This window comes from Neobacillus niacini (genome assembly GCF_046591715.1).
Classification (GTDB): Bacteria; Bacillota; Bacilli; order Bacillales; family Cytobacillaceae; genus Neobacillus; species Neobacillus niacini_L.
The window spans coordinates 1,098,942-1,114,609 of sequence record NZ_JAWVNQ010000001.1 but is presented as its reverse complement, the minus strand read 5'-3'; the positions used below and the strand labels follow the sequence as shown (position 1 = coordinate 1,114,609).

At 37.8% G+C, this 15,668-nt stretch carries 17 protein-coding genes and 1 riboswitch; of the genes, 4 read left to right on the top strand and 13 right to left on the bottom strand.

The window, feature by feature from the left end:
* Positions 1–53: 53 nt before the first annotated feature.
* The 4 genes from SFC47_RS05425 to SFC47_RS05410 form a co-directional block, all read right to left on the bottom strand.
* Positions 54–1,091 (bottom strand): DUF3231 family protein, encoded by a 1,038-nt coding sequence (locus SFC47_RS05425; protein WP_411253218.1) that lies wholly within the window; start codon positions 1,089–1,091, stop codon positions 54–56.
* Positions 1,092–1,136: 45 nt separating this feature from the next.
* Positions 1,137–2,174, bottom strand: coding sequence for a DUF3231 family protein (locus SFC47_RS05420; RefSeq protein ID WP_411253217.1), 1,038 nt, complete (start codon positions 2,172–2,174; stop codon positions 1,137–1,139).
* A gap of 68 nt (positions 2,175–2,242) precedes the next feature.
* Positions 2,243–2,746: a CBO0543 family protein gene (locus SFC47_RS05415; protein ID WP_411253216.1), complete on the bottom strand. Its 504-nt coding sequence runs from the start codon at positions 2,744–2,746 to the stop codon at positions 2,243–2,245.
* A gap of 342 nt (positions 2,747–3,088) precedes the next feature.
* The gene (locus SFC47_RS05410; protein WP_411253215.1) at positions 3,089–3,502 is read right to left on the bottom strand and encodes a VOC family protein; all 414 of its coding nucleotides are present in this window, start codon (positions 3,500–3,502) and stop codon (positions 3,089–3,091) included.
* Positions 3,503–3,628: 126 nt separating this feature from the next.
* On the opposite strand from SFC47_RS05410, the gene SFC47_RS05405 reads away from it, so the two are divergent.
* The gene (locus SFC47_RS05405; RefSeq protein WP_411253214.1) at positions 3,629–4,012 is read left to right on the top strand and encodes a hypothetical protein; all 384 of its coding nucleotides are present in this window, start codon (positions 3,629–3,631) and stop codon (positions 4,010–4,012) included.
* A 32-nt stretch (positions 4,013–4,044) separates the two neighbouring features.
* Here the strand turns inward: SFC47_RS05405 and SFC47_RS05400 are convergent, their stop codons facing one another.
* From SFC47_RS05400 to SFC47_RS05380, 5 genes are all read right to left on the bottom strand, one after another.
* Positions 4,045–4,521 (bottom strand): SRPBCC domain-containing protein, encoded by a 477-nt coding sequence (locus tag SFC47_RS05400; RefSeq protein WP_411253213.1) that lies wholly within the window; start codon positions 4,519–4,521, stop codon positions 4,045–4,047.
* A 91-nt stretch (positions 4,522–4,612) separates the two neighbouring features.
* A complete protein-coding gene (locus SFC47_RS05395) occupies positions 4,613–5,641 on the bottom strand; it encodes a tetratricopeptide repeat protein (RefSeq protein ID WP_411253212.1) in 1,029 nt (342 codons plus the stop codon).
* 27 nt (positions 5,642–5,668) lie between these two features.
* Positions 5,669–6,034, bottom strand: a complete 366-nt coding sequence (locus SFC47_RS05390; RefSeq protein WP_411253211.1) for a VOC family protein — start codon at positions 6,032–6,034, stop codon at positions 5,669–5,671.
* 139 nt (positions 6,035–6,173) lie between these two features.
* Complete coding sequence (locus tag SFC47_RS05385) at positions 6,174–7,760, bottom strand: catalase (RefSeq protein ID WP_411253210.1); 1,587 nt, start codon at positions 7,758–7,760, stop codon at positions 6,174–6,176.
* A gap of 149 nt (positions 7,761–7,909) precedes the next feature.
* A complete protein-coding gene (locus tag SFC47_RS05380; RefSeq protein ID WP_411253209.1) occupies positions 7,910–10,060 on the bottom strand; it encodes a transglycosylase domain-containing protein in 2,151 nt (716 codons plus the stop codon).
* A 218-nt stretch (positions 10,061–10,278) separates the two neighbouring features.
* Here SFC47_RS05380 and SFC47_RS05375 point away from each other — a divergent pair, with 218 nt between their 5' ends.
* Positions 10,279–11,289, top strand: a complete 1,011-nt coding sequence (locus SFC47_RS05375) for a DUF3231 family protein (protein WP_411253208.1) — start codon at positions 10,279–10,281, stop codon at positions 11,287–11,289.
* Positions 11,290–11,353: 64 nt separating this feature from the next.
* On the opposite strand, the gene SFC47_RS05370 is transcribed toward SFC47_RS05375, so the two are convergent.
* Positions 11,354–11,551 (bottom strand): Fur-regulated basic protein FbpA, encoded by a 198-nt coding sequence (locus SFC47_RS05370; protein WP_411253206.1) that lies wholly within the window; start codon positions 11,549–11,551, stop codon positions 11,354–11,356.
* Between the two features lie 234 nt (positions 11,552–11,785).
* Here SFC47_RS05370 and SFC47_RS05365 point away from each other — a divergent pair, with 234 nt between their 5' ends.
* Entirely contained in the window at positions 11,786–12,886 is a 1,101-nt protein-coding gene (locus SFC47_RS05365) for an AbrB family transcriptional regulator (protein WP_411253205.1), read from the top strand.
* A gap of 20 nt (positions 12,887–12,906) precedes the next feature.
* Here SFC47_RS05365 and queE read toward each other — a convergent pair whose 3' ends face one another.
* Genes queE through queC form a run of 3 tightly spaced genes read right to left on the bottom strand, consistent with a single transcriptional unit; the run spans position 12,907 to position 14,763 of the window.
* Entirely contained in the window at positions 12,907–13,629 is a 723-nt protein-coding gene (queE, locus tag SFC47_RS05360; RefSeq protein WP_411253204.1) for a 7-carboxy-7-deazaguanine synthase QueE, read from the bottom strand.
* Positions 13,626–14,105, bottom strand: coding sequence for a 6-carboxytetrahydropterin synthase QueD (queD, locus tag SFC47_RS05355; protein WP_411253203.1), 480 nt, complete (start codon positions 14,103–14,105; stop codon positions 13,626–13,628). The genes queE and queD overlap by 4 nt, the downstream gene beginning before the upstream one ends.
* The gene (gene queC, locus SFC47_RS05350) at positions 14,092–14,763 is read right to left on the bottom strand and encodes a 7-cyano-7-deazaguanine synthase QueC (RefSeq protein ID WP_411253202.1); all 672 of its coding nucleotides are present in this window, start codon (positions 14,761–14,763) and stop codon (positions 14,092–14,094) included. The genes queD and queC overlap by 14 nt, the downstream gene beginning before the upstream one ends.
* Before the next feature lie 213 nt (positions 14,764–14,976).
* A riboswitch (PreQ1 riboswitch) is annotated at positions 14,977–15,023 on the top strand.
* A gap of 126 nt (positions 15,024–15,149) precedes the next feature.
* On the opposite strand from queC, the gene queF reads away from it, so the two are divergent.
* On the top strand, positions 15,150–15,650 hold the full coding sequence (gene queF, locus SFC47_RS05345; protein ID WP_411253201.1) for a preQ(1) synthase: 501 nt from the start codon (positions 15,150–15,152) through the stop codon (positions 15,648–15,650).
* Positions 15,651–15,668 lie beyond the last annotated feature (18 nt).

Below are 15,668 nucleotides of genomic sequence, written 5' to 3'. Positions count from 1 at the left end.
TACCCCTGCCAAAAATAATAAAAGGATAGATTACATATCTATCCCCTAAGATATTATTTATCATGTTGGTTATTTTCGATGCCTTCTTTGTTTCCTTTTGCTAGCGCTCTCCGGTCACTAGCCTTTGGCGGTTCTTCCATCCATCCATTTTCAATCATTAGATTAGCACCATCTTCAGCATATCTAACAAGCTCGCTTACCATCACGATATATTTCTCCGCAATATCGGCTCTAGATGTGACGCTTAATGCCGTTCCATAAAAAGCAATAGCAATTTGGGAAGAGAGCTGTACCTGATACATCATCCATTTATCTGAAAATGGTGATGTGGTGGAACTAGTTACATGCGATTGCCAAGATACCGGTGAATTTAACATTTCTTCGCGAAAGATTTTTCCAAATGCTGCGATGTGTTTATTTGATATATCTTTACCCCTGTTAATATATTGCCGGACTTTATTAGAGGCGGCCACTTGGCTAAACCCGACCTTTAAGGCGACATGCATATGCATTTTATTCATATTAAAGGTAATATCCCCAATTTCAATACCTGTTAAGGGACGTTTCTCACCAAACCAGCCTGTTAAGAAGCTTTGGTGTTTAATAAAGTCGATATCCTCAGCAGGGGTCAGGACAGCTGGCCTTGAAAATAACCCTTTAGTCAGTAGAGCATCAATCGTTTTATCAAACAGCTGCATAGTTTCAGTATTACAGGTTATGTAGTATTTTCGAAGATCCTCACGAATTGATGTACTTAGTGATAAGGAGTAACCGGTCAGCCCTTGCAATGACATAATGTACATGTAGTAAAGATAAAATGGATCCTGGAACAAGCGAGGTGCATGAATGTTTACATCCTCATCTGTAAAGCCTTTTGGGATAGGGATACCTTCACCTGCAAAAAAATCCTTTACCTTTTGTACATGTCTAGTTGAAAGTTCCAGGGATAATTTATAAACATCAACAATATCCTCATCTTTTACGTGTTCAAGCGCATACTTAATAAAACAAATGGACATGGAGTCAAACATATATTGTGTCCATAGACTGGACACTTCTGGTGCAGTTAGAGAAATTTTAGTTGGTTCCATATCACACTTCCTTTACGATTATTGATCTTCCAAAACAAAAAATGTTTATTTTGAGGATAAGTTTTCCCGGTCAATTGCTTTTGGAGGCTGTTCCATCCAACCGTGATCAATCATGATATTAGCGCCGTCTTCCACAAATAACGACACTTCAGCAAGTGATTTCATATACATCATACCAATATCCCGTCTGCCATTGACCGCCATCGAGTTTGCAAATGAACGAATCTTAATTGAAAACATGTCTACTTTATGGAATACCATGATTCGATCTGAAAAAGGTGAAAAAGTAGAAGTTGTAACTAAATGATCAATCTGGGACGGAAATGGTAAATTTTCTTTATGTAATTTATCTTGAAATCGCTGAATTTCTTTGTCGGTAATATCCTTTCCTTTAACAAAGTAATCTCTAACTTTTTCCTTTTTAGCTACCTGACTGAAACCAATCAATAGTGCTTTGCTGGTAATGTTATTTTCAATATTATCGTACAAGTGGATAATTTCTAATCCATGTAATGGCCGTATATCTCCAAAAAAACCATTCAAATAGTTCTCTTTTTGAATAAAGTCAACCTTCGGCGGCATTGGAATGGAAGGCGGCTTAATGATATAACCTTTTTCCATTAAGACATTGTTAATTTGCCCTATAAGAATCGTAGTGGTGGTATTACAATGAATGAAAAATTCACGTATATCCTCTCTCATCACTAATGGGACGGCAATGGCATATAAACTAAGTCCAGCTTTCGCGGCATATTTTAAATAATGAACGTAAAATTGGTCCTCAAATAATCTAGGTGCTCCGAGATTAACGTCATCTTCTGTGAATCCTATCGGAATGGCAACCTTTTCATTAGAGAAGAACTTTTCAATTGTCTTCATAAAATCCACTGTAAGGTTGTAACCATTTTCCAGCAGTATCCTGACATGTTCATCCTCTACATTTTTAAGAAAATAGCTCAATATTCTGTTGGACATACTATTTCCTACATATGTAGCCCATAGCTTACCTAATTCTACGGCAGTAAATGGCTGATCAGGGCTTAGTTTATCTGAGCTTATGTTGATCGGTTTCAATAAATCCATTTGTAATACCCCTTAACCTCATTTTTCCTTTAGTTTTTACATTCCTTGGAAATCTATTCGAGTACTCTTCAATAAATGGGAACCTTAAAGAAGATAATAAAGAAAACGATGATTGGAATGGAAATGAGTAAGGCTGCAACTTGGTGTTTATAATGCAGCAACAGCATGGAAAAAATAATCAAGTTAAACAAAACGGACCATCCCATCGACCAGCCGTGATGATGGGATACTAAGTTAAGGTATCGTAAATTTATGTATTCTATTAACGAATATATCGTAACCCATAAGCATAGCCATAAAACAACTTTAAATGTACTTCTCGGAATATTACCCAGGTAGATTAAGACAGTAGCTGGATATGCAACAAACATAATTAATAACGAAACAGTAAGATGATTAGGAAGGAAAGTTTGACCAAATATCGTCTCCTTATACTCCCACATCAGATGATTTTTACATAAAACATTGTAAAGTAAATCACCAAACCAGAAGAATAAAATGGTGGAATGATATTTACTCCAATTCCTCCAGCCGCCCCATTTGACACCAGCAATGAAAAACAGGCCATTCAACAATAAATGCACCTTATCAACCCCGTTTTAACTAACAAAATATTATTTCAATATATCTTATTATTAACTGGAAGTAACACGGGTATTCCAACATATGGAATTGATCACAAGCAAATAAAAAAAGCATCTCTGCCGATACAGAAACACTTTTACCTTTGGCTGTGTTAGATGGGCCTGTTGATTTGCGCTCCAGGCACTTCGCTTTCCGCAGGCGTGCCGGGAAGCCTCCTCGGCGCTTTGCGCCTGTGGGGTCTCCCCAGCCCCGTACTCCTGCAGGAGTCTCCGTGCCTTCCGCGAAAATCAACAGGGTGCAATATCAACATTTAACTTTTACACAGCCTACTAAGATAGAAACTTTTCTTTAAAAATGGGACTAAGTTCACTCCACACATCAAATTTATTTCCATCTGGATCATAGAACACAAAGTTTCGCCCGCTATGTCCTCTGTTTTCGATTTCGCCCACCCTTATACCTTTATTTTTAAAGTCCTGATGAATGTTTTCTAAAACATTTATTCCATCCACTTCAAATGTAATCGAAAAACATTCTTCACCATATGTATTAATAAAGTTAGCACTCTGATTTTTCTTAGCCTTTACAAGAAAGACACTTTGATTAGCAAAATTAAGTATGGCCTTGTCTTCATCCTGGTAACTTAAAATTGCTCCTAATTTGTTTACATACCATTCAGCAGCGAAATCTACATCACTAACAGGTAAATATGTTGTACCAATCCTAATTAATTTTTCATTCATCCTTATCCCCCCTATTACGATTATAACAGTCTTTCCTTTTTCATCCAATGAACAATAGACAAAAGGTATTTAAACTTGGTAAGATGTCTAGTACATAATCAAATATCTAAAAAGGAGCTGCAAATAATGTTTTTGACAGAGCTTCAACAAGAGGAGAAAGAAGCGTTTCTTGAGTTGGCCTACCTAATGGCAAAAGTTGATGGGAATTATTCCGTATTTGAAAATCCCGTAATTGTTAAATATCAAAAAGAAATGAATCTAGAGGATTACACATTCAAGGGAGCAGCGTTAGAAGATATCCTTAAAGTATTTAAAGATGAACGCACCAAGCAAATAGTGTTAGCTGAAATCCTGCGACTCGTCTATTCAGATGGGATTGTTCATGATAATGAACATAAGTCCATCTCCTTCATTAGAGAACAATTCGGCTTTGACGCCAATAAATATGCTAGTTTCAAGGATTGGATTGTAGGAATTAAAGAATTAGCCAACTATCCGGAGCACGATTAATAGAGCAACGCTGTTGACGTTGCTCTTTCGTATTAAACTTTTCGACCTTTTCTTAAAAGATAAAGGTTTTTTCTCATTTCTTTTTCTAAGTTTTGAAAAAATTTCTCGATCCCCTTGTTGGCTCCGCCATTTAGGACACGTTCTGCTGGCCCTGAAAGAGTGCCCGTGACATTTGCTTCACCCTGAATTTGAAGCTGTGTACCTCCTTGGTGGTCACTTAAGAACAAATCGGCTTTGCCGTTAACCTCCCCTAGATTTCCTTTTCCTTTTACAGTGACATGATAATAAGAAGGCAGTTTTTCTTTTACGAGCTTTACCTCGATAGAAAATACATCCTTTAGCGGCCCTAAGATTATCTCCATTTCTGCCTTATATACTGAATTTGAGCTTTTTACAAAGCTCCGCAAACTGTGAATAGCATTGCCAAGTACCTTTTCATCCTTGATGTACTTCCAGACAATTTTCCTAGGTAAACCAAAAATATGCTGGGATTCAATTTTCAGAAGCATCCACCCCCTATGCCCGAAGGTCACAAAGAAAACATACTCATTTTAACTATTATTCATTTAACCTATAAATATTCTAAAATACTGGCTGGTATTAACGATATTCAATTTCTTCGTCCACTCGATACATGACCATAAACGGATAATTTTCATCATAATAATATGCTGCTTCCTCCTGAAACCTTGTTCGTTGTATAAACGCAGGAAATCCTTGATTACTTAATCGGTTTCTCAATCTATTTACCGACTGGATATAGGTGTTTGGCCGGATTGTATCGACAACAGAGAAGTGATGCCTAGTTGCAGGATATTGTTCTGAACTTTTAATAAGGAAATAACTGAGCATATATCCTTGATCTTGGGTAAGGGACACTTCCTGTCCATTGAACAATGCCGTAATGTTACGGTCACTAAAATATAGTAACAATGTATTAGGAGGTGGAGATGAAATTAACTGTTCGCACTCCGCTTTGGAGCATGTGTCTGTTACATCTTTACTAATCTTATAAAACGCATTCTGAAGCATATATTTCTCATTTTCCAATAGTCTGTTAAATAGTGGTGATAACTCCTCGTTCGGTATATCTTGTATTTTGGCAAAAGGCAATTGATTCATTTTTTCATAAGTATCCTTTGCCAGATGCAATGAACAATTGGTTAAATACAAATGGGCATTAAACTGCTGTTGTTCATTAAGATGATAGAGATGTTGTTTATGGTATTGATCATGGTCTAATGCAGTTTGAAAATAATGGATAGCTTTAATATAATCGTTGAACTTATAAGACAAGAAACCGAGTCTGTATGCCGCCAAAGGATTTTTCTGATCATACTGTAAGGCTTCCTCGAGGCAGCTTCTAGCCAAATAATCATCTTTTTGATATTCAGTTTTCAAATAGGTTCCATAATAGATGAGATTGTAAACCAATTTCCTTTTTACATAATCAAGCGAACTTTGGTAATCCTCACCATTTTGGCGGACAAACTGAGAGAGTTTCCGATACATTTCCCGGTATAAGTCAATTTTTATGGAATAATTTAGGTATCCATGCTCCCTCTCCTGCTCATTTATTTCTTCTTCAATTTCCTCTAATTCTTCAATTGTTTTATCCCTTAAACTCATTTTCCTCCCTGCCTTTTTATAAAAATATTACTTCCACTCTAAAAATTCAATGCGATTACCAAACGGATCTGAGGTATAGAAACGATTTGCACCCGGTAAGTTGTGATCTTCGACCACTGGTACTCCTTTTTCGCGTAAATGCATTTTCAATACTTCAATATTTTCTATTTCAAAAGCAGGATGGGCCTTTTTTGCAGGTACAAATGGCTCCTCTACACCAATATGTATCTGTATGCTCCCATATCGAAACCAAACACCGCCGCGTTTTTTCAATTCTTGTGGTTTTTCCATTTCTTCGAACCCTAAGATATCAATAAAAAACTTCCTTGCTCCATCCTCACAGCCCTTTGGCGCTGCTAGTTGTATGTGATCTATGGCTTTGAAACGATACATAAAAAAACACCATCCCTTAAAATAATTTATTATATACAAATTTCGCCACCACTTGATAAATTCCTGCTGTTTTCATGAATGCCCTTCCCCTATAAACACGAAAAAGGCCGAACTTATTTTATGTTCGGCCTTTCTAGGGTTAATACGGGTCTGCTTCATGTCCCATTTGTTGTGCCTTTTCGGTTGCTTCATCAGCGTCAGATGTGCTTGTATGAGTTGTTTCCTGCCTCATTTTCATTGCCTGCTCTACACCATCTCTTACCCGCTTGCCATAGTCCTCATCAGCATTTGTAAAATACTCAATCATTTTATTTTGAATTTCTGGTCTGCATACTTTCAGGGCATCGACAAGATTGCTAATGAGTTCTTCCCTTTCCCAGTCCTCAAAGTTCCTGTACGTTTCACCTGCCTGGCCAAAATCATTTGTACGGTCAATTTTTTCACGAACCAATTTATCATTATAATGCGGTTCATGGACTTTCCCTACTTGTTCGGCTTCCTTCAATCCACCGATTACAGAAGGCTCATAGTTTACATGCGGATTTTGACCTGCATCCACGTGATAAGACATTTGTCCGCCCCTCTGATTGGTTGCAACCCGCTTCTTAGGAGCATTGATCGGGAGTTGTAAATAGTTTGTACCCACACGGTAGCGCTGCGTGTCGGAGTAGGAAAACGTTCTGCCTTGGAGCATTTTATCATCAGAAAAATCCAAGCCATCCACCAATACTCCAGTACCAAACGCGGCCTGCTCTACTTCATTAAAATAATTTTCAGGATTTTTGTTTAAAACCATTTTTCCTACCTTTAAAAACGGATACTTGTCAGTTGGCCATAATACCGTATCATCTAACGGATCAAAATCTAACTCGGGATGGTAATCGTCACTCATGATTTGGACACAAAGCTCCCATTCTGGGTAATCACCGCGCTCAATCGCTTCATATAAATCCTGAGTTGCATGACTGACACTTTTAGCTTGAATCTGCGCTGCTTCTTTTTTCGTCAAATTCTTTATCCCTTGTTTCAAGGGTTCCCAGTGGTACTTGACTAAGACCGCTTCACCATCTTTATTTACCCATTTATATGTATTTACTCCTGATCCCTGCATTTGGCGGTAATTCGCTGGTATTCCCCATGGAGAGAATAGAAAGGTAACCATATGGGTAGTTTCTGGTGTAGTGGAAAGAAAATCAAACATTCGTTCAGGGTTACTTAAATTTGAAACCGGGTCGGGCTTAAAAGCATGAATCATGTCTGGAAACTTAATCGCATCACGAATGAAGAATATTTTTAAATTATTTCCGACAAGATCCCAGTTCCCATCCTCCGTGTAAAATTTCACCGCGAAGCCCCTCGGATCACGTTCGGTCTCAGGTGATTCCATTGCACCAGCAACCGTAGAAAATCTAACAAAAACCGGTGTGCGTTTTCCTGCTTCCTGGAACAGCTTTGCTCTTGTATATTTTGAAACAGGTTCATCACCAGCAGTTCCATAAGCCTCAAAATATCCATGTGCCCCAGCGCCCCGTGCATGAACTACCCGTTCTGGCACTCTCTCCCGATCAAAATGTGAAATTTTTTCGATAAAATCATAATTCTCAAGTGTGGATGGTCCTCGGTTTCCCACCGTTCTAATATTTTGATTATCTGTCACAGGATGACCTTGCCGGTTCGTTAATGAATCCGCACTTTCACCTGTTCCCATCGTATTTTGGTCTTCCATTTTATCCCTCCATTGCTAAAAATAATACTACTTATTTATTTCCAGCTTCACTATTTTTATGTGCTTTTTCCACTTAACTCAACCATAGATTTAACAAAAAGGGCTGGTCTCTTTTATAAGACCAGCCCTTTGCTTACTCGAGTATTATGTTATTCATCCTCGTCTTCTTCGTTTTCATCTTCTTCGTTTTCATCTTCTTCGTTTTCATCTTCCTCTTCTTCATCCCTTTTTTTACCTTTTTCCTTTTCCTTCTGATTTTTTTCCTGACCTTTACCTTTACCTTTATCTTTTCCCTTGCCCCTATTTTTCTCTTTTTCTTCCTTTCCTTTTTCCTTCCTAGCTTTTTCTTCTTTTTCTTTTATTTCTTTTATTTCTTTTATTTCCTTTTTATATTTTTTCTCAAGTGCTGTTAAGGCAAATTTATTATCGGAAAGCTCTGATTTTGATCTCGCTAGGATTTCTTTGAAAATAACGGGAGTGGTTCCACTGCTAGAAGTGGCTAAATAATGGTTTTCGTCCGTTTGATCGTATCCTAACCATATCGCTCCAACAATATCAGGTGTATAGCCGACAAACCAGTGATCCTTTGTTCCGCCGTCATTAGCAAATGGCAGCTGGGTTGAACCCGTTTTCCCCGCGATATCAAGTCCGTCTAGGAATGCCTTTTTCCCAGTGCCTTCCTTTACTACACCTCTAAGCATATAGGTGATTTTTTGTGCCACTTCTGGTTTGGTCACTTGTGTTGATTTGTTTTTCCATTTTGCTATGACCTTTCCATCAATGTCTTCTATTTTTTGAATAGAATGAGCCTCTTGCATTCTTCCATCATTTGCAAAAGTGGAATAAGCTTGTGCCATTGCCAGCGGTGAAGTCCCTTCGTTCATACCTCCAAGCGCAATCCCCAGGGCATGGTCTTTTTCATGTAAAGGAATTCCAAATTCCTCCACCTTCTTTGTTCCCTCTTGTAAACCAATTTGATTTAACAGCCAAACAGGGGGAACATTGTACGAATGTATGACTGCCTCATACATCGTTACCTCACCACGGTATCGCCGGTCAAAATTCTTTGGCTGGTATCCTCCAAAATCTAGCGGACTATCTTGTAATTCATCAAAAACCTCATAACCAGCCTCTAATGCAGGCGTATAAACCGCCAAGGGTTTCATCGTTGAACCTGGTTGTCTCACTAATTGGGCTGCCCGATTAAATCCTAAAAACGTATGCTCACCTCGGCCGCCGACGAGCGCTTCTATTCCGCCGCTTTTCGGATCAATGAAAATAGCTCCGCTTTGGAGCAATTGATCACTTTGACTATCCGGAAAAAAGTGATCATTAAGATAAACTTCTTCTGTTCCTTTTTGAATCACAGGATTTAATTCTGTAAAAATAGCAAGTCCGCCTGATAGAATTTCATTTTTAGTAAGTTTATATTTCGACATGGCTTCCTGGATAATATGGTCCACGTAATAAGGATATTTGCCATCATACTCGTCTTCGACTTTTTCCTCATTTAGGACCACTGGCTGCTGCTTTGCTTTTTCAACATCGCTTGCACTAATGTATCCTTCTTGTTCCATTAGCGATAAAACAAGATTACGCCGCTCAATTGATTTTTCCATATTCTTAAATGGCGAGAGAATCGAAGGTGCCTTGATTAACCCGGCAAGCATCGCAGACTCACTTAAAGTTAGTTCACTTGCTTCTTTTCCAAAGTAAGTCTTAGCAGCACGCTGAATTCCCCATGCACCTTCTCCAAAATAAATCTGGTTCAAATATCTCTCCATGATTTCATCTTTTGAATACGTACGTTCAATCTTTTTTGTAATGATTAACTCTTTGACCTTACGTGTATAGGTTCGTTCATGTGTGAGAAATGCGTTTTTTGCGAGCTGCTGTGTAACCGTACTCCCACCTGCAACAATGTCTCCGCTCAACATATTTTTGAAGAAAGCCTTCATAATCGCAAAGTAATTGATACCACTATGCTTATAAAATCGTTGGTCCTCCGTTGCAATCACTGCGTGAATGACTTCCTTAGGAATTTGCTTAATACTTACTCCTTCAATGCTTGAATTGGATATCTTACTCGCAATCTCCCCATTTTGATCATAAATAATCGTCGGCTGTGGCGCCGGCTTATTTAATTTACTGACATCGCTAATCCAAATAAAGATATTTACAACGATCAGCGTGCATAAGGCAGTAATAATTCCTGCCACTGCTAATTTCTTCACAATCCCTTTTGTTAGGTACTGTCTCCAGTCCCATTTAGACGCTTTTCTTTGCTGTCTCTGTTCCATTCGTCCCACGTCTTTTTACCACCTTATTCATACTATCTCCATTATCTTTTTACATATCGCTTCATTTTAAAACGAATCTCTTGAAAGTTAATGAGAAATAAGTCTTACATTTTCTAGTTCCAAACTCTTAAATATTTCAAGAAGATACAAGTGTAGATACATATATTCATTAACAATGGAAATGATTGTATTAGGGATTCAATTTATGGAGGTATTGTATGGAAAATGATAAGAAGGTGAAGATTACATCCGCTGAATTAGCTCAGCTTTGGTCGCAATATATGAATGATAGTGGGAGTATTTGTGTTTTGAAATTTTTTTTAGAAAAGGTTGAAGACCAAGAAATATCATATGTTATTGAATTCGCTTTACGGTTATCACAGACACATGTAGAAAAGTTAACTCTATTTTTTGAAAAAGAGGATTATGCGATTCCTTATGGCTTTAAAGTGGAAGAAGATGTGGATCTATCCGCTCCTAAATTATATACAGACAGCTACGTACTTCATTTTATCCATCAAATGGCTAAGATTGGGCTAACCAATTATTCCGCTAGTGTCGCCTCATCTGTAAGGGGAGACATCACTGATTATTATATGGAATGTGTTTCTGAGACAATGCAACTATACAAAGTATCAAAAGATTTATTATTAGCAAAAGGTCTTTATGTACGGTCACCAGTAATACCTAATGAAAAGGTTGAATTTGTTAATAAACAAGCTTTTCTTTTTGATGTAATTGGTGAAAAGAGACCGTTAATCGTCGCTGAAGCAGGGAATTTATTCGCTAATATCCAGCGAAATATCCTAGGTGTGGCTACCTTGATTGGCTTTAGCCAAGTTGCAAAAGATAAGGAAGTTACCCAATTTTTTCTTAGAGGAATCGATATTGGCAAGAAACATGTCAAGGTTTTTGGCAAGAAATTAGAGGAATGTAACCTCCCTGTTCCTGCCTCTCTAACTGCGGAAGTAACAAACAGTACTGCTTACACATTTTCCGATAAATTGATGATGTTCTTTACGACTGGGTTAATCTCTTTAAGTATTGGATATTACGGTACAGGTGTGGCGCAGAGTCCTCGAATGGATTTGGGCGTCATGTATAACAGATTATCGCTGGAAGTTCAATTGTATTCAGAAGATGGTTCCAATATCATGATTAATCAAAAATGGTTAGAGCAGCCTCCTATGGCAACTGATCGTGGAGAATTAGGATCTTCAAATACATAAATCATAAGTGAAAAAGCCGGATTTTTGCAGCCGGCTTTTTCCTGTGACTAAGTATAAAAGCTGATTATTGCAGCTGTTGGTTTTCTTGTTTTATCTTACCCTTATCTTGATTTGTTTCCAAATACTCATATTCCCTTTCAAGGTCATTTAAAGTCCATTCATATAGATGTCGATCTTCTTTTTTAAACACACCAATTTTAAGCAGTTTATCTATAAGAAATTGCCTTCTTTGTTGGACAGCGGTTCTAAGTATGTTTTTCATACACAAGCACCTCCAAAAATTTTTATATCCCTTACTCCACATTTGATATTAAACTCTTGTTTATTCCATGTGTGTCGAATGGCAACGATTTTACCTACACTTAATTCAAATTTCACCTTTACTTAATAAAAGAAAACAAATTGTATTTATTTTAAAGGACTATGCAATCTTAAAATGATTTCCAACGGAATAATTTGGTATAATAATAGAAAAGGATTTAGAGGGAGCTTTCCAGTGATAAACTATACGAATCATACAATATTTCGTTTTTTCTATACACTATTGATTGCATTTATAGGCGGGATTGTGTTTTTTCTTATTACTGTTCCGATTCCGTGGCTGCTTGGTCCAATGACTGCTGTATTAATTGGTTCAAGATTTAAGAAGATTCAGGTTCATTGGCCAATCCAGATTCGGGACATAGGATTGATAATACTGGGGTATTCGATTGGTTTATCCTTTACCAAAGAGGCAGCTATTCAGATTTTAGGAAAACTGCCGCTCATGCTTCTGTTGACGGTTATCCTTGTTATTTTCTGTGCAGGTATCGCCTTTTTTGTATCCAAGCTTTCTGGAGTTGATTATCCAACCATTTTGACAGGGAGTATACCAGGCGGGCTTTCGCAAATGATAACCTTTGCTGAAGAAGTTAAAGGAATTGACCTTACCACCGTTTCGTTTCTGCAGGTAACAAGAGTCATCATGATTATTTTTTCGGTTCCTTTTCTTATTTATAGTCCATTAGTTACAAATTCTTCATCTGCACTTATCGAAAACTTAGAAAACAACTCCAATCAAACCTCAGATACTCTATTTCCATCAATTATTTTCTATGCTGCTATCTGTGTGATTTGTGCATTTTTAGGAAAAAGGCTTAAATTTCCCACTCCCTTTTTGTTAGGACCTATCACAGCTACAGCTATTTTGACTATAACTGGTCTCCAGGGACCTGAGTTGCCAAATTCGGTAATGGATTTTTCACAAATTATGATCGGCGGCTATATTGGCTTATTGCTAAAGCCGGAAAAATTACAGCATAAAGGAAAAATAATCATCTTTGCAATTGTAAGTGGTTTGGTCATGATTTTGGGATCCTTTGGCCTAAGCATGCTGCTCGTCCATTATAACGACATTACTCCTGCAACGAGTTTATTAAGCTTAACTCCTGGGGGTGCCGATCAAATGGCAATTCTTGCCCATGAAGTCCATGCTGACTTATCAATCGTAACCGGATTCCAATTATTCAGACTCCTTTTTATATTCTTCGCCGTTCCGCCATTTTTAAAATGGATTTTTAAAAAGAAACTGTTAAGAAATACGGAAAAGCCCACCTAAATCTTTGGTGGGCCATACATTTAAACACCGCGCTTATTACCCCAAATCAAAGTATGTAATTGAGGAAGCACTCTTACATTATTTAATTGTTTATCTTCGACTACAGAAGTAACCAGCCACTCATATTTATGAAGAAGCTTTTGAATCAGTTCTCGATTATCACTATTCGTAATATCATCATTCCCCACTGAAAGGTAAAACGGAATGTCTGGGTATCGCTTATAAATCATTTTCGCATATTCCAAATCTCTATTATCGAAAATAACAACTTTTAAACTAACATTATTTTTAAAATCAGCTAGATTTCTAAAAATAGAGTCTAATATTTCAAAATTCGTTTCCATCGTTGAACTAGGCGGTTTTGGTGAGATTGTTAGTTCATCGATTTTTAAGAACCAATCCTGCCATCTGCTACCCTGCGTTTCTATACCAATCGTAATCTGCTTTTCTTTTAACAAATCAATCAGCGAATCTAGATTTTTTAACAGTGCAGGATTCCCCCCTGAGATTGTAACAAAGGAGAAATTGTCACCACCAAGGGCTTTTAATTCTGTCCAAATTTCTTCTGCAGTCATCTGCCTGATATCATCTTTGGCACTGCCGTCCCAAGTGAAGGCCGAATCACACCAGCTGCAGGAATAATCACAGCCGGCAGTCCTTACAAACATCGTTTTTTGCCCAATGACCATCCCCTCGCCTTGGATCGTGGGTCCAAAAATCTCTAGTACGGGAATTTTGCTCATTCCTCCATCCATTCCCTTCTTGCCTCAGCATAACTTGTAGGTGTTTCAAAAAGACGGACAAATTCAACTCTGGCTCCGAGCAACCGACCTTTGTTCACATCACTAGCCAATGCTTCTTGCATCTTTTCATAAATCCAAACCACGATATTTTCAGCGGTTGTATTCATCGGCGGCAGTGTTTCATTTAGATATCGATGATCCAGGTAAATCTCAATTTCATTTTTCCAAATTTCCTTGATATCACCAAAATCCATCATTAACCCTCTGTCATCCACATAACCGCTGATCCCGAAGACTACTTTATAGGTGTGGCCATGGAGGTTTTTACATTTTCCTTCGTAGCAGTGTAAATGATGGGCAGCATCGAAGGTAAATTCCTTACTTACCAACACACGCTTCGTATGATACTTTAACTCACTCAGTTGAATGTCTTCCTCTATTCTTTGCAGTTTATCGACGATTCTAAATCCGTACATTTTTAGACCTCCCACTTAGAAAATCATCAAGGCCGCGTTTTCTTAACACACAAGCAGGACATTCCCCGCAGCCGTCAGATATAACGCCGTTGTAGCAGGTTAATGTTTTTTCACGTACAAATTCAAACGCATCTAATTCATCCGCTAATTCCCACGTTTCCGCTTTATTCAGCCACATTAACGGCGTATGAATAACAAAGTTATCATCCATGGAGAGATTTAAGGTAACATTAAGAGATTTGATAAAAATATCACGGCAATCTGGGTAGCCGCTGAAATCTGTTTCGCAAACGCCTGTCACTAGGTGCCTGGCACCCACCTGACGTGCTAATACTCCGGCAAATGTAAGGAACAACAGGTTTCTTCCTGGAACAAATGTTGAAGGAAGTTCCCCTTCTTCTCCTTCTTTTACTTCAATATCAGAGCGTGTTAACGCATTTGGTGCAAGCTGATTCAATAACGACATATCTAAAATATGGTGTCTTACACCTAGTTCATTAGCAATATTTTTGGCACATTCAATTTCTAAGCTATGCCTCTGATTGTAATCGAAAGTGACTGCCTCCACCTCTTTAAATTGTTGTAATGCCCAAAATAAACAAGTAGTGCTGTCTTGGCCGCCGCTAAATACGACAATGGCTTTTTCATCTTTTAACATGTATTAGGAAACTCCTTCCAAAATAGAAAAAGCCGAACCCCAAGATAGAGTACGGCTTTATCTTAGTTTTTTTAACGAGGGGTGCTAGAACCTCTATTGGATTATGCTGTTAGTATAATACCATAAAAAAAATGAAAATAGGAACTTTAATTTTTTATTTGACGTTTCTGCAGATGTCCTATATCATATGGAAAAGGTAATACCCGTACATACACGGGAGAGGTTCATAGCTGATACCCTCTATAAAAAACTATGGATACATGACTATATGCCATGTCCATACTGGACGTGGCTTTTTGTTTTTTTATCCTTGTGGTTTACGGCTGGTTGATGCTCGGACTTCTTTTTCTAAAAAATTTACGATACATATTAATGGAGGTTTTTATATGTCTGGCCGCAAACATCAAGAAGGATTAAAGGATTTAACGCTATTAGGTAATCAAAATACACAGTACTCGTTTGAATATGCCCCAGAGGTTTTGGAGTCAGTTGATAATCTCCATCCAGAGCGTGACTATTTCGTAAAATTCAATTGCCCTGAATTTACTAGTCTATGCCCGCTTACCTCTCAGCCCGATTTTGCTACGATGTATATTTCGTACATCCCGAATAAAAAAATTGTTGAAAGTAAATCTTTAAAACTCTACTTGTTCAGCTTCAGAAATCATGGTGATTTCCACGAGGATTGCGTCAATATTATTATGAACGATTTAATTAAGCTATTAGATCCCCGCTATATTGAGGTTTGGGGTAAATTTACTCCCCGCGGCGGGATTTCAATTGACCCATGGTGTAACTATGGTAAACCAGGGACAAAGTTCGAAGAAATGGCAGCATACCGGTTAATGAATCATGACCTAAATCCAGAGAAAGTAGATAATCGGTAATTGAAAACTATTTTTAAT